This is a genomic window from Candidatus Nomurabacteria bacterium, from assembly GCA_020632395.1.
GTDB lineage: Bacteria > Patescibacteriota > Dojkabacteria > SC72 > JAHDCA01 > JACKFQ01.
In genome coordinates this window covers 328,415-350,958 of record JACKFQ010000001.1, presented here as the reverse complement: position 1 = coordinate 350,958, position 22,544 = coordinate 328,415, and the positions used below count along the sequence as shown (strand labels likewise).

Below are 22,544 nucleotides of genomic sequence, written 5' to 3'. Positions count from 1 at the left end.
GTATGAAACAGTTTCGATATTCAGCAAGGACTCAAGCCGGAGAGGTAATCAAAGGTAAGCTTGAGGCAAAAAGCAAGGTAGATGTGATCGAAGCATTGCAACAGAAGGGTATGATAGTAGTCAGTGTTAACGAGGATGTTACCATAGGCCTCCAGAAACTTAACGAGATAAATATCGGTGGTGTTCCAATGAAGGATAAGGTTGTTTTCATGAGGCAACTTTCTACTATGATATCTGCAGGACTTCCTCTATCACAGGCACTTGAAATACTAGAGGCCCAAGCAACAAATCCCCTGTTCAAAAAGATCTTGTCTAGTGTCTCAGATGAAGTCCAGGGAGGTATGGGCTTGGCGAAATCCTTTAGAAAGTATGAAGATGTTTTTGACGAGATAACTATCAACCTGATCGATGCAGGAGAAGAGAGTGGGCACCTCGAAGAGATCCTGCTCAAATTAGCAAATGAGTTGGAAAATCAGAAGAAGCTTAATGAAAAGATCAAGGGTGCATTCACCTATCCTGCTGTGATAAGCGTTGTTGTCGTGGTCGTTGTTGCGATCATGATGTTTTACCTGGTTCCGGCAATGGAAGAGATATATAGTGAGTTTGATGCTGAGCTTCCATTTGTAACACGCCTACTTATTGATATAAGTAATTTTGTTCGTAGCTACTGGTGGCTGATAGCTATGATCGGTGCCACAGTGATCATACTCTTGAAATACTACATAGACAGTCCTAACGGTAAAAGGAGATTCCATCTGTTTCTATTGAAGTTCCCTGTCTTTGGGACATTAGCAACCAAAATGCAACTGACACAGTTCAACAGGGTTCTGGGATTGTTGTTGAGTAGCGGTCTTTCAATCGTTGAATCACTTCGACTTACTGCATCAGCATTAAGCAATGTCCATTTTCGACAAGCAGTTTTAGTCACGAAAAATGAAGTCGAAAAAGGAGTTCCTATGGCAACACCTATTGCTCGTAGCGAATTTTTCCCTCTGATCGTCAGTCAGATGATAGCAGTTGGAGAAGAATCCGGAGAGATCGATATGATACTCACAAAACTAGCTCAGTACTATACTGATGAGGTCGAGGTGATGACTGCAAATCTAACTACACTACTCGAGCCGATCATACTCATAGTAGTAGGTATTATAATTGGCTTTATAGCACTTGCTGTATACATGCCTATGTTCTCATTGGTTGAGGTAATCGGTTAATATATTAGGGATGATATACATACAGGTTGACATACAGAAAAAGTTGCGTTAGATTAATATAGTAATAAGAGACTATAAATTAATCACTGCCTCTACAATGACTAGAAAATATTCAGGGTTTACTTTGGTTGAGATGCTCATAGTTATGGGTATACTCTCAGTTCTTATGGCTATAGGTGTTTCTGTTGCAAGGTTTGCAGTTCAGAGAGCAAATAACATCCAACATCAAAGTGCTGTAGATCAAATGTTCCAGGCATTACAATCATACTATACTGACAATCGAGAGTATCCAACTATTGGTGATGGTACATCAACTGATTTTGTTGACTTTGAGACAGCTTTAGGCACTGGCGGTGTATTAGATCAGTATGTTGACGCCAATTTTGATGGAGGTGCTGCAGCAAGATACTATTATTTCGTTGATAATACATCAAACTCACCTCAAGCTTTTCTGGTTTGTGTCTCATTTAGTGAGCCAACAGCAATTACAAATGATGATCAGGGTGGATATTGTCACGGAAATGGATTTGGAGATGGTGATGTAACTGGTGGTGAGCCAATTACTACAAAGGAGATAGCAGCAGTTACATTCCAGGAACTGGTCGAAGATCAATCTGCAGCAGCTGCTACTAGCGATTGGGACGGTGCTACTCAGAGCTGGGGTGGTGTATCGGAGTGATCATTTAGGCTACGGGAAGGAGATCTTAAAATTTAAGGTCTCCTTTTTTTATGCTTTTTATGCAAGTTTTTTATGATAGACTGACAATGTAAATTCAGTATGTGAAATATGTTATTAACCGTGTATGAGATCTGTCAGATAATATTGCTTTTCGGCTTGGGTGCAGCTCTTACAAGTTTTTTCAATGCCCAGATATATCGAATAGAAAATCAGATGAAGCTGAAAGACCTGATCTTAACACCATCTCAGTGTGAAAATTGTAAAAAAGACCTTAGCTGGTACGAATTAATACCTGTGTTCTCATTCGTTTTCCAGAAAGGCCGGTGTGCCAAGTGCGGCATGAAAATACCAATTTTATATCCAATAACAGAAGCTCTTTTCGGCTTCTCATTAGTCTTGCTTTGGTACTATCAGGTCAAGCCTGAGATATATCTACTGGCTTCCCTACTATACTTTCTTGCTCTGTATGACCTATTCTACAAGGGGTTTCCTAAAAATATCATGCATGCTTTCTTGATTGTGGGCATCACAGTTTTTGTGTATAGGTACTTTACTTCTATTGAGTGGAGTTTTGTTCCGATCTACCTGAGTATAGCTGTAGGGCTAATTGTATTGTTTTTTAATCGCATCAGAATGAGTTTTGGTGAGGGAGATCTTCTGGTTGTCATCCTTTTGAGTTTTTTCTTCCCACTCAAACAACTCTTAAGTGTAATTATCATCGGTTTGATGATCTCCGGATTTTCGATGATCGGACTCATGTTAATAAAGAAGGTCACACGAAAAGATATGGTGCCTTTTGTACCATTTCTGTATCTGGGGCTACTGGCCTACTTCCCTTTGCAAATATATATAGATAAGTATTTTGCTTACATACTTTACCTATGGTAAATTATGTCTGTAAGATCTTTACCTGCCTTTATGCGTTCGCAAATCAAATACCGAGGTTTCACCCTAATTGAGATGTTAATAGTTATGGCGATATTTACTGCCATATTCGGTATTTCTATCTCAGCCTTCTCCGGCTTGAGAACATCGATCCAGATGAATCAGAGAGTTGAGGATATCAAACAAAACATGCGATGGGTGCAAAGAGCTGCGGTGCTACTTAAACGAGATCCCGGAGAGAATTGGGTGTACGGAATCGGTGTTGATTTCAGTAATATTTATACTACAGAAGAATATCAAGTGTTCAAATGGTGTGCAAATGGTGAAGAATTCAATGAAACTCCCGGAGCTCAATCGTACTTCCCTTCCCATCTTGATCCGGGTGATAACGACTACGACCTTGTGACTCAGGGTACTCTCCCTTTTACGGATTCAAATAAGCCTAATTATATAGATGGAACCTTTTGTGATCCCGTCATAGTTGGAACTTCACAAAGTGGAAGATTAGCCTCTATGCCTACTACAGGAAGTGGTTTGGTATCCGGTAATGGTCCACAAGGACAGTGGCTCATCGATAAACCGTTGAGGGTTGGTTTCCTAAGAGGAATTCAGATTCCGGCATTCATATTATTCGAATCTGTTACTGGAAACGTCTTTTTTTATGATCAAAATGGTGTAATTATGAACTACGAATCTGATGGAGTCCCTGAAAACAATCCGATAGATCTGACTTTTGTTATCGCAACACCTAATGGTAGTCGAGGGCAGAAGATCACTATCGCACATGATTCCGGCAAAGTAACTGTAGAGTCTGTAGACCAAGCTACTATTCTAACCGAATTTGATTTTGACCCTCCTCTTGGAGTAGATGATAATGTTAATCTTTCGGGAGGTGGTGGGTCAGATCAAGACCCTCCTGTTGGTGGAGGAGGTAGCGAGGAAACCCCTCCAACAGGAGGTGATCCTATTAACCCACCGGTTTTTGATACTTTTTAGTTGTTGTATCAATCTATAATTCAGTTACCAGAAAAATGAAGAAAGTAAACCTTACTAACAACAATAGATACAATGCACAAGGTTTTGTTGAGGCATTGATAGCGATCTTGATCACAGGAATTGCAGCGATGGGCTTGATGACTGTTGCCGCCAATACCATAGGACAGGTGATTGACAATGAGATCTCAGATCAGTTATCACAAGAGGCGGTAAAGGGTGCGGCCATAATGGATTATTTTATAGAGGAGTGGAATCAAGGCAATCGCACGATCTCAACAACTAATATGCTTTCACCTGGGGGGAATACTTTTCAAAATAGCATAGGGTCTTGTTTCGCCTTGGATGGGGATCTAGGTGATCCTGTGATCTCAAATGCTCTAGCATACTGTAATGCTTCTGATTCTAGTGACAGTACAAGGTTTGGTATCAATCCATATGAGTGCCTATCGCAGTGGGATACTGTAAGTATAGATACTGTAGGATCAGAGGATCTGTCAGATCATCGAGATCAGATGTTTAGGATCATCTGTATCACACCAGAATCAGATAATACGAACTATTATATTATGGTGACAAAGATCTTCACTGGGACTAAAAGTTGTTATGACAGAAAATATAATGCACGTTATTCGACGATATCTGGGAAGAATGAAACGTGTGAGATGGTTGAACATTTAGCTGTATATACAGTAAAGCCATAAGAAAATGAACAACAACTATCGAACAATCAACAAATATGAAGGTCTCAGTCTTGTAGAGATGTTAATAACTCTGTTGATAGTAGGACTAGTACTTCTAGTTGTTTCTACTACATTGACAGCCCTGATAAAAGCATCCGCTATTTCTTCTGCTAGAACGCTTGTTCGTGACGATACGGAATACATCTTTGAGATACTGGAAAGGTATGTACAAAATTCTCAGATAGATGAGATCTTCTTATACAAAGTACAGAGTGGCATAAATACAAATTGGGGGGTTTCTCCGGAAGGTACTATCACCGCACCTCCTCGGGAAACCCTACAAGTATATGATCTCGCAAATGATCCTTTAAATACAGAGTTTGATGGAACTGAGATCCATTTCCGTCCGATCGGTAGCGATAATTGGGTATGTATAGCTATGTACCCAGGTTATCCTGGAACATCATTTGAAGACCTCGGTTTTATCGTAAAAGGGACAGTCCCCTCTCAAGATCCGCAATGTATAGCTGATTCGATACAAAGAGTATATCTAAATAGCGACGATGTTGATGTGAATTCTATGGTCATCAATGTTTATCCAGGTACGGGTGACAACTACAATTTTGTGATCGATCTTGAAGTAGAGCCGGTACATTGGGTCCCAGGTAAAGAATCTCGTTTCAAACCAGAATATTATCGCCAACTTATCGTTTCAACCAAAAAGTTGACCTTCTAGGGGGTGCGTGTTAGATTTATGTATACGATGTTTTCTTCAAATACTGCCAAAAATCGATACACCGCACAGGTACTCGCAGTAGTACTTGTAGTGATTGTTGTGGGCGTGATAATTGCCCTTGCCCTTATCTCAAGAACAATGGGTAATAGCAGACGGGTAGAAGAAGAAAGAAGCTCAGGAGATTCAATTCGAGTAGCTGATACCGTTTTAGATTCTATCAAAGATATCACCTTAGATGATCTTGCCACATGGGGGAACCAACAAGTATCCCCTTGTACTGATGGAAATTTTACCGCTTACAACTTCTTGACTGATGGCTGTGAGTTAAATGGATTACTTGATTTCGAATCCTTCACCAGCTACTTTGGGCTAGATGAATATTACTCCTCTGTAGAAGAAGCACTACTAAATGAATGTGGGTATGCAGATATCGGATCCACTCTAGGTGGCTTTAAGTTGTCATTCCAACCTGTAGGAGATGATGACCCTATTGAGGTCGATAAAGATACGGTCTTTGCTTTCATACCTGGTGCAGATCCAAACAGTGCCTGTACGAATATCATCATCAATGCCCAGCCGATTGCAGCTGGAAATGAGCAAGTAGGTGTTGTTTACATACCTTTGTATGTACAACTTGATACTGCTACGGGACAGGTCAGTGCATATAAACCTCATGAGTATGATGATATTGTCGGACAGTGTGTGAATACAGCCGCCTCTTGTAGTCCACCTGAATGGGTCGGTTGGGAAGATTCGGACACTCAATATGTTGCTCCTTTGAAAAAAACATATAGTTCTGAGGAGTATGCTCTATACGAGATGAGGATCAGACCTATCGGTGGTGATGTAAGCGTGACACGTAGTTACCTTCCAGATGGTTGTGGAGGTGCTGAAAGTACTCTTTTTAGAGTGTCGACCACGATCAATTGTAGTGGTAACTCACGTGGTAAAGAGTTTATTATCTCCGATCAGGAATGGGCACCAGCGATCTTTGATTATGTGCTCTTTAACGGTCAGGGAACATTAGAGAATCGATAATTTATCAAATAAATAAAAATGAATGAAGGTATAAAAGTGCTACTGATAGAGGATGAAACAGCACTATTAGACACATATGCTGAGATCTTAGTATCAGAAGGATATGATGCATACAAAGCAAGTGATGGATATATAGGGTTGGAGATCCTTGCAAGCTATCGTGACGAGGTAAAATTGATCTTTTTGGATCTGATGATGGCAGGGATCGATGGTTTAGAGGTACTCCGAAGGATAAAAGCAGAGCCTGAAAAATACGGCAATGCGCCGATCATAGTACTGACCAATATGACCAGTGAAAGAGTTATTAAAGAGGCGTTCATGATCGGAGCTAATTCTTACCTGATCAAGTCGGAGTTGGAAGCTGACGATATGATCAAGGAGGCTCGAGAGGTATTGGAGAGCAACAGTTAGTACCTATCAGGTCCGAATTCAAACCTGAAGACGCCCTACCATTGATTTATTTACAATTTGTATGAAGTTGTCTATCAAGAAGAAACAATTACTATTCTTTGTGTTATTTGTAGGTTATGTCCTGCTAGGGATCTATGGGTTCTACTACTGGAGTAGTACGCGAGATCACTACCCTACCCTCGTTTCTGAGACAGATGTGGATTACTACCCTTATTACCACTACATTATCCTCAATGAGCTGAGGATCAGTTCATTTCAACCAGTTGTGGTTGATTATAAATGGATCGATGGTGGGTTTTATCTGATCGGACAGTATGTTAACTATCAAGGTATCGTCAATGAAAAGCCTCTGTTTCTTTTCGGAAAGATCGGAGACGTTGAAAGAGAGGAGTTTATCTATCAATGGGAATTGGATGGTAGTTATACGGTATTAGCTGAGGATGACTTTCCCGAGTTATATCCAGTAGGAGAGCAGATACGGGTTGATTATCTAGGAGAGTGGCTCTCAGAGAGCCAAAGAGAAGAGTTACTTGCATCAGATAACCTAACTCCATCAGCTAGATATATGATCCCATATACTACTTTATATGCTACTCAGGATGATGTTGGCACCTTATATGGTGATTATTTTGTAGTTAATCTAACAAAAGATCTAAAAGAGTGAGTACACAGAAAATATTGCCAGGAGCAATATCAACGACAATATTCTTCCTGTTTTCTCTGATCTTTTTTTTAGGTGTACAGGATCAAGCCTTATCTTCATGTCCAGATAATTATCCTTCCTCAACATGTAATCTGTCACCTCAAGATTATTGTGGAGGCTGTACGAGATTAGATACCTATGTGTGTGTCGAGCAAGGAGATAATTGTGTATTGAGTCCTACTGGAGCAAATTATTATGTCAATTGTGGAAATAGTTGTACTTTCGACGTATACGACCCGCATCCGAATGGTTGTGAATGGGATTATACCGGACCCGATCCCTTTTGCCATGCAGTAAGTTGGGAGGATAGATCTCAGGGAACCTGCTGTGTGAACTATACTGGTGGTGGCGGTGGCGGTGGTGGTGGTACAGAGCCTCCTCCTGTTTGCCCAGAAGCTTGTGGTTGTATAGATAAAGACACACCAGAAGGAATGGGTTGTTGGTGTGAGGTGGGCGGTTGGCAGTATCATAATCCTGAGGGATGTATCCCTCCTGAATCTGATTATCCTTCATGCCCTGCTGGTTGTGGTAATACTGGTGGAGGCGGTGGCGGCGGTTGTAATGACAGCTGTTCCTGCTCAAATTACGCTTGTGTTCCTGGTACTTCACTTACTGCAACTGGCCCGCTTTGCACAGCAGGCACTGAGAGTTGTACATGTACTACAGAGTGTGGGAACATTCATACAAATACTGGTACTTCTATGTGCTATTACCCCGAAACGAATATTTTGACACCAGAGTCACCTACTCAAGTGACCATGACTGTAGCTGGATATAGTATACCGTTAACTTCCAATCCAACACTTATACCTATGCCACTAGCATCTAATGGCGAAACAGCAAGTGTTTCGATCCCAGATTATCCTGGGGACTCTACTGGTGCTAGAGCTGTAAAATATTATATGTGTTTTAATAATATCGGAGAATACGATTGGGATGATCCGGTTGATGTTAATCCCTGGAGACCACCAAATCAGTTAGAAGATTTCTGTTCTTCTTCTCCTTGCGATAATTCACCTTCTGGTATGCAATCTACATCCATTATCCAACCGTCCGGTTACTCGATATATGAAGTCCTAACGCAAGGAGCACAAGGTGGTAATTGGAGTGAATATAGGTTTGTTGATAAATGTGACAATACCTGTACGTATAGTCATAACTCTTCAGATGGATGGATAACAGGGCGTTATCTTGTAAATACATACCCTGAATTTGTAGATTTCGACGACCTAACGGATAGAAATGAAGCCTTCCTTGGTTGTACAACCAATTGGTCAAGCACTAGATTGAATGATGAGCTCGAATACTCGGTTACCGTTTCAGATGTTAACGGAGCATCCAATATCGAGACCATCTCGGTTTGGTTTTCTGCAGATGGTAATCCCCCTACGATAAAGGATCTAGCAGTAGGTGGTACGCCTGGGAGTTCGCCCGAAAGTAAAGAGTTTGGGTTTTTGGTTGAGAGGTCAAGAAATCAGAATGTATGGAATCATATCTTTATTCCAAGATATCAACCAGATCAAGCGAATCCGTTGATATGGTGGAGGCCAAATGATGGAACTCAAAATATCGATGCTACAAATAACGGTTATAATGTCAGGATCTTAGATCCAGATGGTAATCCGATAGCAATAATTAGAAATGTCAGTATAAGTGAAAATGGTAATGATGCTACACTGAATTTCAAACTGATCCTTCTGCATGAGTTGAATCATGACATTACTGGGGCATACACAATAGATGACTATCGAAGTATCCCGAATGATGAGTACTCGATAGCTTTTGCTGTTGGTGATGAATTTGGTTTTTCTGCATCAAACATACTACAACACAGGGTTGTGCCAGATTGGAATGTCATACCAGATGATCAATATAGCCTCAAAGTAGACTTTACCCCTCCTGTATTTACGATGAGTGATCTTGTAGTTGCTGGTTCACAAGAGATCAATTTTACTTGGAATGCTAAAGAACCAATCTTGTCAAATCAAAGTGGTTTCAAGAAAGTGGTTTTAGATTCATACTTCTCTCCCCCACCTCCTCCTTCGGTCATAGGAAATATAACACTTGGTCATGAAAGAGAATACAATTTTGTACCCAATCTCATTGATCTATTAAATCATGGGGACACTCACCTATATGCAGACTCAAATTATCATGAAAGTATTGTAGAAAAGATAGATCTGCTCGATCTCAATGAGGGATCACTAGGTTTTTATGGCGGTGCTTTAGACAATGCATGCAACTTCTCTAGATGTAATGGTGAGAATAGTTATAGTAGTGATAATCAAGGATATACTCCAGAAGATGGGTCATGTTTGAGCCAGGATATTGGAGAAACATGGGTTGTGACCAGAGGAGGCAATGTATACTCATCAGGTGGTTATGATCTGAATATGTATCCGATCTCACCTTATACTGGTAGTCAATCGAAATTGACTCCACAAGCAGATCTATTTGAGGATCCATTTCGTATACAGGTTTTTTTTCCTCGTGATGATGCATCAGTATCTCTCGACGATATAAAGATAAGTTCTGGGTTGTTGATGGCAGGGAATAGTACTCTCAATGGGGTTGAAGATTATTTATACTCTGGATTTATAAAGAGAGATTACCCTGCAAGTCAAGATAGAAATGCTGACCCTCAATATAAGGATCTCGTTGAACTGTATCGTGAAGTAAAGTCACGTTCTGATGCACTCGGTGAAGAAAAGTTCTTTGAGATGACATATCAGAACAATGTGCAAATATCCAACAATTCCTCAACACCGCTTTCTTTTGGAACGATCTCACCATCTCAATGTCCAGATAATTACAAGTACTGTGTGTTTAGACCTGTTGATTTTTATTCGACATCAAATGTAGAATTTCAACCTGGATTCACCTGCAATCGACCTACAATAATATTTGTACCTGGTAATCTTACAGTCAATCCTGATCTGGTACGCAGAGGATCGATAAGTAACGGGTGTTTATTCATCGTGAGATCGAGTATTAGTATCGAATCAGGGAATTTAAGACAATCACCTATGCTTATGCCCCCAGAAATTTGTCGAACAGATCTAACGGATACGGATTGCTATCCTATATACGATCTGTTAGAAGGTTTCTTCCTGACCGATGGAAAGATCACAATTCAAGAGGATAATACCAATCCAACGATTCCAGGATCATCAAATGTGAACGATGCTCTGCATGTCAGAGGTGCTCTGATAGCAAAGGGCGAAACAGGAGTTAATAGAGCTACTTCAGCGATAGAGAATTATCGAACTTTACGACTTGTACTCAATAACCGTTTTCCCACATTAGTTATTCATGGAGATCCAAGATATTATGAGATGGTCAAGGATGCCTTCGGAATGTATCAATATTCGTATTCTACCGATATAGGATTCAAGTGATTTGATTATAAGTTTTGACTTCTATAATCATCTTTGTTATTAATATCTTGAGAGAGTCTACAAATACTCGATCATTAAATAGTAACTCGATATTTTGTATTTAGAGCGTCTCTTACAAGGTAGAACGCTTCTCGATGAATAATTTATTAACTGCCCTTTGATGGCCATTTTACCAAGTCATGTAGGTATAGATTTCGGAAATCACTCTGTAAAGGCTGTCGAACTGAAGAATATAGGGTCTGATAAGCCTAGTCTGATCAATTTCGGTAGTCAGCCAACACCCCACGGAGTTATAAACAGTACTGATGTCGAACATCAGAAACAGCTCGCTGCAGCTTTAAAAGAGCTTTACTCTGCTTCAAATATCAAGAATAACAGCGTTGTTCTTGCTATCCCAGAATCTGCTGTGTTCACTAGGTTCTTAGAACTCCCGGGTATCAAGGATGATGAAGTCCAGAGTGCTGTGTTTTATGAAGCAAAGCAGTATATTCCTATCCCAATAGAAGAAGTACAAATGAGTTTTATCAAGATAGGTTTCAACCAGGAGAAAAATGCTCCGAGGATCCTCCTCGTAGCAGCACCAGTCAAGATCGTTGAAACATACAGTGCAGTAGCAGATAAAGCTGGACTAGATCCGATAGCTATAGAAACGGAATCAATTGCGATGGGCAGAGCTATGTATCGTGCAGTTAAAGATAGGCATATGGTCATGTTGGATTTCGGAGCGGAGACTACAGATATGAGTGTCATGAGTGAGGGATATTTAGTGTTTTCCCAGAGCATTTCGATCGGTTCTGACTCCTTGACCCAAGCGATAATAAATCAATTCAATTTCGAATATGTTCAAGCTGAAGAGTATAAAAGGAATTACGGTTTGGTTCCGGATGTTCTTGAAGGAAAGGTAGCAGCAGCAATGAGTCCTATTATGGATTCTATACTTACTGAGGTACGTAGAGGTATTGAATTTTATAAATCAAAAACATTGATGCCTGCACCGACACGGTATTTATTAAATGGTGACGGTGCACTATTACCCGGGCTTGCTGATTATATATCTGCCAAATTGTCAGTGAATACTGAGATCGCAGATCCTTGGACAAATATCGATATCCCGAAAAAATTCCAAGAAATTATATCGAGAAGTAAGCCATCATTTTCTGTAGCAATAGGTTTGGCTCTCAAGGATGAATAATGGCACAAGACCAAATTAACAACCAGATCAATCCAGCACCTTCAGCACCTCCGTCTGATGATGGAAGTGCCGAGAATAATGCTGTCGCGGTGGGAGAACTTAGTACATTTGATAACTCTGACCCTACTGTTTCTGAGGGGGCAAATGTATTGAAAGAGAGAGCAAAGGCTAAGTCATTTGAGAATGAGAGCTATCCAAATCTTCGTGCCGAAGGAGGAATAAATCTCATCCCCACGATGACCGAACAGCAACTCGACTTTGAGCAGAAGAAAACATCATTCAATTTATTTAGTGCCTTTGCGATACTTTTTCTGGTACTGCTTACGATAGGGATATTAGGTTACAACGTCCTCACAAAGATCAGTCTTAATAACGACAAAAAGGAATTAAATGCCTTAGAACAGGAACTCCTCAGTAATTCAGACGTTATAAAAGCAAACAAGGAGATTTTACAACGCTTTGATCTGTATAAAGAGATTCAAGAAACCACCTTTTCACCAAAAGAAGTTCTATTATATTGGGAGGATCTACTGCAAGGTTATGGTGATGTGAAAAGTATAGAGTTGAACAATGGGCTTCGATTCTCTGTCACTGGTAGCACAGGTTCACTTACAGAGATCTCATTTCTATGGCATATCTTGACTGTTGATGAAAAGATCCAGAACATGAACTTGGAATCAATGTCGAAATCAAAAGACATTGCTAGATTCAATTTCGAGGGGGAGTTAGATTTTGATTATTTCCTGGCAAAAGAAAATGCTCTAATCTCTGGGGAACAAAATAACTGATGGCAATATTTAAACAACGAAAATCTGATACAGGTCAAACAAAGGCAAAAATGAAAGGTCTTACGGTAAAAGATCTTCTCATCCCAGGACTTTTTGGTCTGATACTTTTGCTTCTGACCCTTTTTGTATATGTTCCGAGTATCACCGAAGCTAATAAGTTGCGTGGTGAGATCAAAGATGTACAACAGCGTCAAAAACTTCTCCGGGATAATTTGGATGCCCTCCAACCATTGATAGATGACAAGGTACAACTCCAGAAAGACTTAAGGAAAACTCAAAAGATAATTCCTCGTCAACTCGAGGTCGCAGATTTCTCTTATTATGTTGACAAATTGGCTCGTGATTCAGGATTGGAATTCAAAGAGATCACACAAGCAAATACATCCAAGTCCACCGATGAGCAAGGGGCTGCTTCCGGACAGAACTTTGGTTCATATGTAAGCGGTATCACAGGACCGATCGTATATGAAGGTTCGTTCTCACAGATCGTAGAGTTTCTCGATCAGCTACAACAGAAGTCGCCATATATGATACAGGCAACAAATCTTGAATTAAGCGGGAAGGATACTACTGAAACAGGAAGGATCACAAGTGATCTATGGCTGATAGAACTTAACATCACAGGTTATTTTATCAATCAGGAAGCAGATGTTTCATTGGCAGATATCACAAATAAGATAGTTCCTTACACAAAGAACTCAGATCTGCTCACGATCTTCGAGTATAAGAATACTATCCTCGAAAGTACCGAGTAAACTTTCACCTATTCATATAAAAACATCACGTTTTACTTCATGGTCGAGCAGACTGATGTAGCTGACTTTTTGTACTGCTAAGATCTTTTGGAGTTTACTCATACAGTTATGATCCCTATCATAACAACGAGAAATAGAAATACAGTTCTCGCAATGACAAATAGTTATACCATAAGATCAACAGCAAATAGCAGTACAACAACAGCTATGCAACACGATATATACAACTATCGCAATGGCAAGTACCTATGGCAACAAGAGTTATGCAAAATAGAAGCTGAACCATAAACAAAACCCCGACATAAGTCGGGGGGTGTTCTCTTGGTGAAATACTGGAAAGTTCAGAACTCGTCTCTGAGGATATCTTCTGTACCCTGGCCATCTGTGTTTGAGGTATTTTCATCGATAATATTGTAATTAGGCTCAGAATCTTCGGTTGTTTTACTCTCAGGCTCCTTTGAAACAGCTACAGGAGGTGCATCTCGGTCATCTTTTACCAATACCTTGATCTTCTTATCATTTCTTATCGCACTGATAGTCATAAGATCTCGGATAGCGTTTATGGTTCGACCTTTTCTTCCGATAAGTATACCCTTGTCACTATCTGATACGGTGATCTCTAGAATTGTTAATCCAGGAAAATCTACGCTTTCTCTTTCTTCTACGGATACTTCGTTGGGGTTGTTTACTATTCCGCGTACGATTGTTTCTAGTAATTGCTTCATTTTGATTATTTGATCAATTTAATAAGTATTTACGATCACTCACTTGCCTCTTTCTTTTTTGTCTTTGGTTGAGATTGCTTTGAACCCTTCTTGATCTCTTTTAGTATGCCTTCTTTGACGAGAAGCTGTTCTACAGTTTTGGTCGGTTGGGCTCCACTAGCGAGCCATTTTTTAACCTCTTCCGCTTCGTACTTAAATGTACTTGGTTGGGTTCTAGGGTTGTAATACCCGATCTCAGCAACAGATTTACTGTTCCTTGATCTGTGTGCTTCAGCAACTACTAATCGATAGTGAGGTTGCATCTTGCGTCCGGTTCTTTTGAGTCTAATTTTGAGCATCTTGAATTAGAAAATATGAAGTTACAAGCGTAGTGATTGTATCAGAACCTCTTAGCATAATCAAGCTATCCTCGCGATTTTGCGCTTTTTATGGAGTTGTTGTATGGCATGGGCGGCAGCTTGCTCTTCTGCTTTCTGCTTACTCGTTCCTACACCCTCTCCAAAAACTTGACCATCCACTACTACTGCCATCGTAAAGATCTTTTCATGATCGGGACCTTCTTCATTTAGAACTTTATATATGGGTGTAGATCTGAAAAGACTTTGAGCAAGCTCCTGGAACTTAGTTTTAGCGTCGATATCAAGACGATTCTCAACGATATTATCGATCTTGTGGAGAAGCCAGCGTACCACAAATTCCTTACATTTCTGATAGCCTTGATCGACATATATAGACCCAAGTATCGCTTCAAAAGCATTTGCTAAAAGGTAATCCTTATCCCGACCTCCGGTAGATTCCTCACCCTTCGACATCATGAGATGATCTCCTACTCCCATCTCTCTACTTGCAGCGGCTAAACTTTCTGTCTTTACAGTTGCGGCGCGAAAGCTTGTTAGCTCGCCTTCAGGTCTGTCTGTATATGTTTCGAAAAGATACTCTGACACGATCAGTTCAAGGACTGCATCTCCCAGAAACTCTAGCCTTTCATTATGCCTTTGATCCGAATCGTCTATCTCGTTAAGGTAAGATCTATGAGTCAAGGCAGTCTTGAATTTATCAAGGTCATTGAACTCGATGCCGATCTTGTTAGCAAAAGCAGTTAACTCTCTCTTATTCATGATAGTCTCTGTTAATTTGATCTTTTGCCCTTGTGCTCTTCATATAGCGCACCAAGGACTCCATTGACAAATTTGTCACTGGCTTGACCACCGAACTCTTTGGCTAGTTCTATAGCCTCATCGATCGCCACCTTTGGAGGTGTAAGCTTTCCGATGAATCCTTCAAAGATCGCGATCCTCAAGATCTGTAGATCGACCTTTTTTATCTGTTCGATAGGCCACTGGGGTGCATACTTCGAAATGATCTCAAATGTTTGATCTGTCGAGGCATGTATCCCATCTAGAAGGGATCTGTAAAGCTCTTCATCGAGCCCCTCTAGTTCATCAACTGATAGATAATCTGAGATCTCGAAATCCTCTGTCGGAGTGCCTTCTGATTCTGAATAATTCTCAAGGAAAAGTTGCTGTAGAGCAACTATCCTTGCTGCATGTCTCGGATCGTCAGGGTTCTTCATCTGGCAGTTCGTTTAGAAAAGCTAAGTTTTATTTCTTATCTGCAGGCTTTGGTCCGTAATGTCCGCAGAATTCACACTCGAAGTGGGGTCGCTTTGTCTTCCCACACTTTGGACATGTCACCACCGCAGGCTTTTCGAGTGCGTTATGAGATCTTCTCCTTCCCTTTCGAGCTTTTGAGATCTTTCTTTTTGGTTGCGCTCCCATGTTCGGGTCGTATCAGATTATCCTTTAACTCTGCGAATTATATTGCAATGAAGATAGAGTTGCAAGTGAATGTATGATTTTATGCTAACCAGCTCTCTTTGATCTGCACCGTATCACCAGCAGTTAGCCCAGTTGAAAGTATTTCATCAGCAACTTTTGCTTCGATCCTATCCTGTATGAACCGTCGCAACGGTCGAGCACCCATCCCTGGCTCTTGGGCGTTATTTGCTATCAACATGGGGATCGATTCCTCCCAAACGATCGAGATACCTCGGTTTTGTAACCTGATCGCCAGATCGTCTAGCAGTAACTTAGAGATCTGAACTAGATTTTCGATACCATGTGGTGCGAACATGATCAATTTATCGAACCTATTTATCAGCTCTGGTCGTAAGGCTCCCCTCAACTCTAATAATGCACTCTGCTTTGCTTCCTCCCACATAGAACCATCTCGCTCAAGAGCATCGATGATCTGCCTGCTTCCAATATTACTGGTACAAATGATTATTGAATTTGTAAAATCTATCGTCTCTCCAAACGAATTTGTCAATCTACCATCGTCAAATAGTTGAAGGAAGAGATCCAATACCTGTGGATGAGCCTTTTCGATCTCATCGAATAAGATAACAGAAAATGGTTGCTGTTTGATCTTGTCTAAGAGTGTTATCGAAGAACGTGCATCTTCTTGGTTAGAACCCAAGATCTTGCTAATGGAATTTATCTCTTGGTATTCAGACATATCAAGACGAATGAACTGTTCGGTAGATCCGAAGTACTCCTTGGCTAAGACCTTGGAGAGATGAGTCTTACCGGTTCCTGTGGGGCCTAGAAAGAGGAATACTCCAATAGGCTTGTTGGGATCCCTTATATCTGTCCTAGCACGTTTAAGGGATTCGACCACTGAATGTACAGCTTCATCCTGTCCTATGACCTGTTTGGTCATGTTCGATTCGAGATTCATGAGGTTTGTTGCTTCCTCTACTGTGATATCATCAACAGGGATATTTATCTGCATCGCAACGGATCGTGCTACTTCCGCACTGGTTAATTTCTTGATCCCAGAAGCCTGAGCCCATGCGCAAGCTGCCTCTATGACATTTACAGCACTATCAGGTAATCTTCTGTCCACTATGTATCTTTGAGCGAGTTCGATCGCTGTAGTGAGCGCAGGGAAAGTCACATACAGTCCGTAATTCTTTTCCAGTAGCTCGATCTTTGTCTGCATGATCTTCATGGTATCTGATGCTGTAAGCTCAGACACCTCGATCGGTTCGAAACTATTCTTCAACGACTCGTTATCGTAAAAAGCCTTTTTGTAGTCACGATAATTGATAGACCCTACTATCGGGAACTTTCCGTCGATAATGAAGGGTAGAAGTATACCCGCGATATTCTGACCACTTTCCTGGGATTGTGTAGGTATGATCTGCTGTATTTCGTCAATGTATAAAATTGTGTTTCCTGCTCTCTCCAATTCCCCCATAGCTTTGCCAACCAATGCCTCGAGGTTCTGATCTTTGCCAGATATTGCTATGAGTGTGTTGAGATCCAGTTGCGTGATCCTTTTATTCAGGAGTTGTGGGGGGACGTTCCCTCGATTTATCTTTTGGGCAAGACCTTTGATGATGCTGGACTTCCCTACTCCGGGTTCGCCGATCAACAGGGCATTGTTTTTGGATAGTCTACCAACCACAGAAACTAGTTCGTTTACTTCCCTATCATGTCCTATACCAAATTTGTTTTGTTCGAAAGCCATCTTTTGATTCAGATCTTTGGTGAATTTGTTTAGGAAGAATGTATAACCGTAGATCCATTCTCGGGCTATACCACCGGTTTTGAAGTATGGGAAATTTACATTGAATTGATTTACAGAGCGAATGCTTTTTTCCTTTGAGAACATGTAATAAGCTACCTGCTGGAGGATCTCGTGTGATGAATTCTTGTCCTTGAGATACTTCTTTAATATCGGGAACACTCTCATGTACGATAGGAAGATATGTATAGGTTTGATATTATCTGCCCCCGAAAGGATAGCTTCATTCAGTGCATATAACATGATGCTTCGTAGTGCAGGTAATGGATAGCTAGGCATGGATTCTGCATTTATTCCATAAGTGTCTAATTGGTCTAAGGAAAGATCTAGATCTGATCTGGTTACCATTTCTATCACATCTGGATGTGATACCAAAGTTTTGAATAATTCCATAGAATCGAGCCCATTGTTACTAGTGAAATCAACAAGAAGTTGTTGACTCCTTTGACCTAAAAAATACAGAGCCTTCAGCATACTGTATTTCTCAAATTCGACCCCTTTTGTGGTTATCTCGACGAGATTTTTCTCGTCAAAGTCTTCAGATTGGGGGATCTTGATAGGATGGCTTTTGTTGCGATAGTATTCATGCCATAGAACGATCACACCTAATATGGATAACCAGAAAGTAATACTGGCAACCTTACTGCCAACAATAGCAGTTATGAAAGATACCTCGGGTAGCAATCTAAACGTAGTAAACATAAAAAGAACAGACACGATGAGACCTGGTAGTATTAATGCCTGTGCTAAGAGAGATTTGTATTTATCGAACTTTTCTATCTTTTGATATGTGTTTATCAATGTAGATAGATCCTTCGTTTTGATAGTGTAATGATAATCTGTGGTTATGAGAAAAGGAGCATAAGTCTCATCTAGGAGTATCGGAAGTTCATCGCTGATCAGTGTATATGAATTCTCACTTTTATCGTGATATCCCAGGATCGTTGTTTTGTTCGATTGGATGTTCGCTCTGTTCATCAGCCTAGAAATGGAGTAAGTATAAGCATAACAACGGCAAGTAAGGGAATGATCAGCCACGCAATTACACTACCGTATGCAAGGACAAAGGAGAGTAAAACCATTATTAGACCAATCGGAATGTAAAGGATCCTCATGACAATTCCCATAAAGTAGCCTACCGGTTTAGTATCTCGGTGCCATGGTACAAAAAAGGTCTTCATCAATAGAAAAACAGAGGTTTGATCGACAACTACCTCAAATACTCGTGAAGCATATTTGCTCAATAGTAAGGGCATCTTTATGTACCACCAGTCGAAGAAGTCTGAAAAGAACATAGAGATCAATTTTGAGAGGCTAGGTTCTCTATCCAGCTCAAAACTCAGGAATACCGGAGGTAAATTCGTTAAGATCTGTTTGTTTGCTTGGGCAGATTCCATATATTTTTTTTAACAATAAACCCAATAGATTTTACTTAATTTCCGTTCATATTGGAATAACTACAATAATTGCCGTCAAAAGGATATAATCCCTGAAATGTCAGTACAACAATTCAAACAATATGTTTCCGATAACAAGCTTGAGGGTATTGATATCGTAGAGCTAGATCAAGAAACTAGGACAGCAGAGTCAGCTGCCAAAGCAAACGGAGTCCATGTCTCTTCGATCGTGAAATCGCTTCTAGTTGCATATGGAGAACCTCTCGAATTCTGTATATGTCTTGTACCAGGTGATAGACGTTTAGATCTTGAAAGATTGACTAAATTTCTTGGTCAGAATTGTCGCATGGCTACGCCTGATGAGGTGAAAAGTCTTACAGGATATTCGATCGGAGGAGTACCTCCACTTGGGCATGTTACGAAAGTTGTTACGTATATACTTAGTGGTTTTAGCAGGGATGCTGATGTAATTGCAGCTGCTGGATCAGGTAACTCCGTCTTTCGGGTACCCTACTCCAGACTTGTTGAGATCACAGGTGCAATTGAACTTGATATCTGATCGTATGCGACCTTCTTCTACCTCAATCTGGGAAAGATTACCAAAACCGTTCACTGTACTAGCACCTATGGAAGATGTTACAGATACGGTTTTTCGTAGATTGATCATTGGAATCGGCAGACCGGATCTGTTCTACACAGAATTTACTAGTTCGGAAGGGCTAAGATCTGAACATGGGCGTGAAAAAGTACACCATCGTCTAGAATTTGATCCAGTTGAGCACCCCATCATAGCGCAGATCTGGGGAAAAGACCCTGAGGCGTACGCTTTTGGTTCGAAGTATGCTATCGATCTCGGTTTTGATGGTATCGATATAAATATGGGTTGTGCAGTGAAAAAAGTCATCAAGCAGGGCTGTTGCTCTGCATTGATGAAAGATCGTGGTCTGGCGACTGAGATCATAAGAGCTACACAAGAAAATTCTTCAGGTAAGTCAGTGTCAGTTAAGACAAGGTTGGGATTCTCAAAGATAGAGACAGAAGATTGGATCAGTTTCCTATTGGAATATAACCTGTCAGCATTAGCAATACACGGAAGGAGTGTCATACAACAGTCAAAAGGAGTAGCTAACTGGGACGAGATCGCAAAAGCAGTAAAGATACGCGATAGTATAGCTCCGCAAACATTGATCATCGGTAATGGTGATGTCTCAACCAGAGAACAACTACTCACCTATCCTGCAAAATACGGTGTAGACGGTATAATGATAGGTCGTGGGATATTTCAGGATCCATGGATCTTTTCCGATCAAGGGCCGGATGATGTACAGCGGTCGGATGAGCTACTGCGGTTGGGGCTTCAGCACATACGGTCGTTTGGTGAGTATTGGGAAGAGCGAAAGAACGCTGATATACTAAAAAGATTCATGAAGATCTATGTACGTGATATTCCGGGGGGTTCACTACTACGTGACAAACTCCTCCACTCCAAGGATCTCCATGAAATGGAGAGGACACTCCAAGATCATATAAGTTGAGTAGTGTCTGTTATGGATTTTATTTTGTCACTTTTCTTGTTGTTTTCCCCTGTGATATTTACTGTGATATTCATTTATTTGATATTTTTGGTTGTCGTTGTGCTATCTTTATTGAGTCGACGCGAATACCCCAAGTCTTTTAAGACTGGGGATGAAGCGAACTGATCCACAACAAGGCGTAGCATTGTTGAGGGCGTCTGAGCGAAGTGTCATAATTAGGATGTGAAGAAATATTGGAGCGGATCTCACACAAAACACAGACTTCGGTATCATGTAGTCTGGATACCCAAAAGGAGAAAGAACATCCTTCGTAAGGATATATCAACACGCTTAACAGAGATATTGTATGAAGGTTGTAAACTAAATAAATGGTGGATAGAGGAATTAGCAATCAAGACTGATCATGTTCATATGTTAATCCAAATTAAACCACGAGAGAGTTTATCATCGGTAATGCATAAGATTAAAGGTGTGAGTAGTCGATTATTAAAACAAGAGTATCCAGACCTAGATGAGTTTCTATGGGGGGATAGCTTTTGGTGTGACGGCTATTTTGCAGTAACAGTAGGTGAGATAGAAGAGGGGGTGGTAAAAAGGTACATTTCTTCACAATCCTAAAATGACACCCCTAGCCGGAATCCCCGGCATTCATGCCGAGGGAGTCGGCTCAATTCATGTTTGGATGTTGTTTGATTGTTACAATAGAGATTTTAAAGATAGAGATATTTGGCTGATACTTCTGATAGTAAGTTTTTTTGCTGGATACGGATATATCGTATCTTTTATCTATTACTTCGCGGTAAAAAATGCGAATTAGTGTGTTGGGGATTGGGATTATGTCGTTATATCAGTCATATTTGTTTGCGACGTTGCTATTTAGAATTAATGGATCAGGTACGACGATCATTTAAGGAAGATATTTGTTGAAGGATTTAGGTAACGATTGAAAATTTGAGGCCACACCAAAAAGATCATTCTTACAAAAGCATTTCATATCTGTTGTACTGGATGTCATTCGTCATAACTTCTCCTACTAGTGTAAAACCGGCATTAGACAAAACTTTTTCTGAACGAACATTGCCTAGACGAACCAGACCAAACAACCTTTTAAATCCTGCCTTCTTTGCAATTCTTGTCAAGGCGATCACTGAATTAGTCATCCATCCTGGGTTATCTGGATCCGCCCAATAACCTATCTCGGCATCTTGAATTTCCGGTGACTTAATATCTACAGCACAAACTATCTGGCCGTTCGAGTTCCTTGCGACATACACAAATGCCTTCACATCGCGCCATTCCGCCCTACTCTTTTTGCTGACAAAGAAGTCGGCATCTTCAGGGCCGTACCTTCGACCTTTAAAAGCGCTTAGATCAGCAAATAACATATCGAAAACTGTTGGGGAATTACAAATAGTTGCTATCTGCTGAATGTCTTTTGCTGTTACATCACAGTCGTCATCTAAAGGCTCTAGGATCCCTACCTCACGGGTGATGTAGTTTTGAATCTCAGTTTTTACGGACAATTCTTTAATATCTGGAATCATTGGATTGGGTGTTAATTAATTCTGGGTGTCGTAAACGGTTTATGATATATAGAAACCGATCCTGAAGGCAAGGAGGCAGTATGGGAGAGATGCCTTGTAGGGATCAGCACCCCTACTCTTTTGGTGGGCGTTGAAGGACTCGAACCTACGACCTCTACAGTGTGATTGTAGCGCTCTAACCAGCTGAGCTAAACGCCCGTATGTGTGAAATTATACAACATGTAGGAAAGATATAGCACTGTCTATAGATTAGACATTCTTTATTTACTGATGTTCT

The 22,544-nt window shown here is 40.6% G+C and carries 24 protein-coding genes and 1 tRNA gene; 16 read left to right on the top strand and 9 right to left on the bottom strand.

Going from position 1 to position 22,544, the window contains the following annotated elements; genetic code table 11:
• Nucleotides 1–2 precede the first annotated feature (2 nt).
• The 13 genes from H6763_01680 to H6763_01620 all read left to right on the top strand — a co-directional run bounded on the left by H6763_01680 (nt 3) and on the right by H6763_01620 (nt 13,475).
• Nucleotides 3–1,214, top strand: a complete 1,212-nt coding sequence (locus tag H6763_01680; protein MCB9803517.1) for a type II secretion system F family protein — start codon at nt 3–5, stop codon at nt 1,212–1,214.
• Between the two features lie 97 nt (nt 1,215–1,311).
• Nucleotides 1,312–1,893, top strand: a complete 582-nt coding sequence (locus H6763_01675; GenBank protein ID MCB9803516.1) for a type II secretion system protein — start codon at nt 1,312–1,314, stop codon at nt 1,891–1,893.
• A gap of 108 nt (nt 1,894–2,001) precedes the next feature.
• The gene (locus H6763_01670) at nt 2,002–2,781 is read left to right on the top strand and encodes a prepilin peptidase (GenBank protein ID MCB9803515.1); all 780 of its coding nucleotides are present in this window, start codon (nt 2,002–2,004) and stop codon (nt 2,779–2,781) included.
• A gap of 30 nt (nt 2,782–2,811) precedes the next feature.
• Nucleotides 2,812–3,774, top strand: coding sequence for a prepilin-type N-terminal cleavage/methylation domain-containing protein (locus tag H6763_01665; protein ID MCB9803514.1), 963 nt, complete (start codon nt 2,812–2,814; stop codon nt 3,772–3,774).
• 35 nt (nt 3,775–3,809) lie between these two features.
• On the top strand, nt 3,810–4,475 hold the full coding sequence (locus H6763_01660) for a hypothetical protein (GenBank protein ID MCB9803513.1): 666 nt from the start codon (nt 3,810–3,812) through the stop codon (nt 4,473–4,475).
• Nucleotides 4,476–4,479: 4 nt separating this feature from the next.
• Entirely contained in the window at nt 4,480–5,190 is a 711-nt protein-coding gene (locus H6763_01655; GenBank protein MCB9803512.1) for a prepilin-type N-terminal cleavage/methylation domain-containing protein, read from the top strand.
• Between the two features lie 27 nt (nt 5,191–5,217).
• Nucleotides 5,218–6,228, top strand: coding sequence for a hypothetical protein (locus tag H6763_01650; GenBank protein MCB9803511.1), 1,011 nt, complete (start codon nt 5,218–5,220; stop codon nt 6,226–6,228).
• 18 nt (nt 6,229–6,246) lie between these two features.
• The gene (locus tag H6763_01645) at nt 6,247–6,639 is read left to right on the top strand and encodes a response regulator (protein ID MCB9803510.1); all 393 of its coding nucleotides are present in this window, start codon (nt 6,247–6,249) and stop codon (nt 6,637–6,639) included.
• A gap of 61 nt (nt 6,640–6,700) precedes the next feature.
• The gene (locus H6763_01640; protein ID MCB9803509.1) at nt 6,701–7,303 is read left to right on the top strand and encodes a hypothetical protein; all 603 of its coding nucleotides are present in this window, start codon (nt 6,701–6,703) and stop codon (nt 7,301–7,303) included.
• Entirely contained in the window at nt 7,300–10,740 is a 3,441-nt protein-coding gene (locus H6763_01635; protein MCB9803508.1) for a hypothetical protein, read from the top strand. The genes H6763_01640 and H6763_01635 overlap by 4 nt, the downstream gene beginning before the upstream one ends.
• Nucleotides 10,741–10,900: 160 nt before the next feature.
• Nucleotides 10,901–11,932 (top strand): type IV pilus assembly protein PilM, encoded by a 1,032-nt coding sequence (gene pilM / locus H6763_01630; protein ID MCB9803507.1) that lies wholly within the window; start codon nt 10,901–10,903, stop codon nt 11,930–11,932.
• The gene (locus H6763_01625) at nt 11,932–12,720 is read left to right on the top strand and encodes a hypothetical protein (protein MCB9803506.1); all 789 of its coding nucleotides are present in this window, start codon (nt 11,932–11,934) and stop codon (nt 12,718–12,720) included. Before pilM ends, H6763_01625 begins: the two co-directional genes overlap by 1 nt.
• On the top strand, nt 12,720–13,475 hold the full coding sequence (locus tag H6763_01620) for a hypothetical protein (protein ID MCB9803505.1): 756 nt from the start codon (nt 12,720–12,722) through the stop codon (nt 13,473–13,475). The genes H6763_01625 and H6763_01620 overlap by 1 nt, the downstream gene beginning before the upstream one ends.
• 341 nt (nt 13,476–13,816) lie before the next feature.
• Here H6763_01620 and H6763_01615 read toward each other — a convergent pair whose 3' ends face one another.
• The 7 genes from H6763_01615 to H6763_01585 all read right to left on the bottom strand — a co-directional run bounded on the left by H6763_01615 (nt 13,817) and on the right by H6763_01585 (nt 19,188).
• Complete coding sequence (locus H6763_01615; GenBank protein ID MCB9803504.1) at nt 13,817–14,200, bottom strand: KH domain-containing protein; 384 nt, start codon at nt 14,198–14,200, stop codon at nt 13,817–13,819.
• 35 nt (nt 14,201–14,235) lie between these two features.
• The gene (gene rpsP, locus H6763_01610) at nt 14,236–14,538 is read right to left on the bottom strand and encodes a 30S ribosomal protein S16 (GenBank protein ID MCB9803503.1); all 303 of its coding nucleotides are present in this window, start codon (nt 14,536–14,538) and stop codon (nt 14,236–14,238) included.
• Nucleotides 14,539–14,598: 60 nt separating this feature from the next.
• Nucleotides 14,599–15,318, bottom strand: coding sequence for a ribonuclease III (rnc, locus tag H6763_01605; protein ID MCB9803502.1), 720 nt, complete (start codon nt 15,316–15,318; stop codon nt 14,599–14,601).
• 11 nt (nt 15,319–15,329) lie between these two features.
• Nucleotides 15,330–15,773, bottom strand: a complete 444-nt coding sequence (gene nusB / locus H6763_01600) for a transcription antitermination factor NusB (protein MCB9803501.1) — start codon at nt 15,771–15,773, stop codon at nt 15,330–15,332.
• A gap of 28 nt (nt 15,774–15,801) precedes the next feature.
• Nucleotides 15,802–15,978, bottom strand: coding sequence for a 50S ribosomal protein L32 (gene rpmF / locus H6763_01595; GenBank protein MCB9803500.1), 177 nt, complete (start codon nt 15,976–15,978; stop codon nt 15,802–15,804).
• A gap of 79 nt (nt 15,979–16,057) precedes the next feature.
• Nucleotides 16,058–18,769, bottom strand: coding sequence for an ATP-dependent Clp protease ATP-binding subunit (locus H6763_01590; protein MCB9803499.1), 2,712 nt, complete (start codon nt 18,767–18,769; stop codon nt 16,058–16,060).
• Complete coding sequence (locus H6763_01585; GenBank protein ID MCB9803498.1) at nt 18,769–19,188, bottom strand: hypothetical protein; 420 nt, start codon at nt 19,186–19,188, stop codon at nt 18,769–18,771. The genes H6763_01590 and H6763_01585 overlap by 1 nt, the downstream gene beginning before the upstream one ends.
• Before the next feature lie 97 nt (nt 19,189–19,285).
• Here H6763_01585 and H6763_01580 point away from each other — a divergent pair, with 97 nt between their 5' ends.
• The 3 genes from H6763_01580 (at nt 19,286) to tnpA (ending at nt 21,341) form a co-directional block, all read left to right on the top strand.
• Nucleotides 19,286–19,747, top strand: a complete 462-nt coding sequence (locus H6763_01580; protein MCB9803497.1) for a YbaK/EbsC family protein — start codon at nt 19,286–19,288, stop codon at nt 19,745–19,747.
• A gap of 4 nt (nt 19,748–19,751) precedes the next feature.
• Complete coding sequence (locus tag H6763_01575; protein ID MCB9803496.1) at nt 19,752–20,723, top strand: tRNA-dihydrouridine synthase; 972 nt, start codon at nt 19,752–19,754, stop codon at nt 20,721–20,723.
• A gap of 222 nt (nt 20,724–20,945) precedes the next feature.
• Nucleotides 20,946–21,341 carry an IS200/IS605 family transposase gene (gene tnpA, locus H6763_01570; protein MCB9803495.1) on the top strand — a complete coding sequence of 132 codons (396 nt, stop codon included), beginning with the start codon at nt 20,946–20,948 and terminating at the stop codon, nt 21,339–21,341.
• Nucleotides 21,342–21,700: 359 nt separating this feature from the next.
• Here tnpA and H6763_01565 read toward each other — a convergent pair whose 3' ends face one another.
• Together H6763_01565 and H6763_01560 are read right to left on the bottom strand one after the other, a co-directional pair.
• A complete protein-coding gene (locus H6763_01565; GenBank protein ID MCB9803494.1) occupies nt 21,701–22,267 on the bottom strand; it encodes a GNAT family N-acetyltransferase in 567 nt (188 codons plus the stop codon).
• A gap of 121 nt (nt 22,268–22,388) precedes the next feature.
• Nucleotides 22,389–22,465 (bottom strand) — tRNA-Val (locus H6763_01560).
• Between the last annotated feature and the right edge of the window lie 79 nt (nt 22,466–22,544).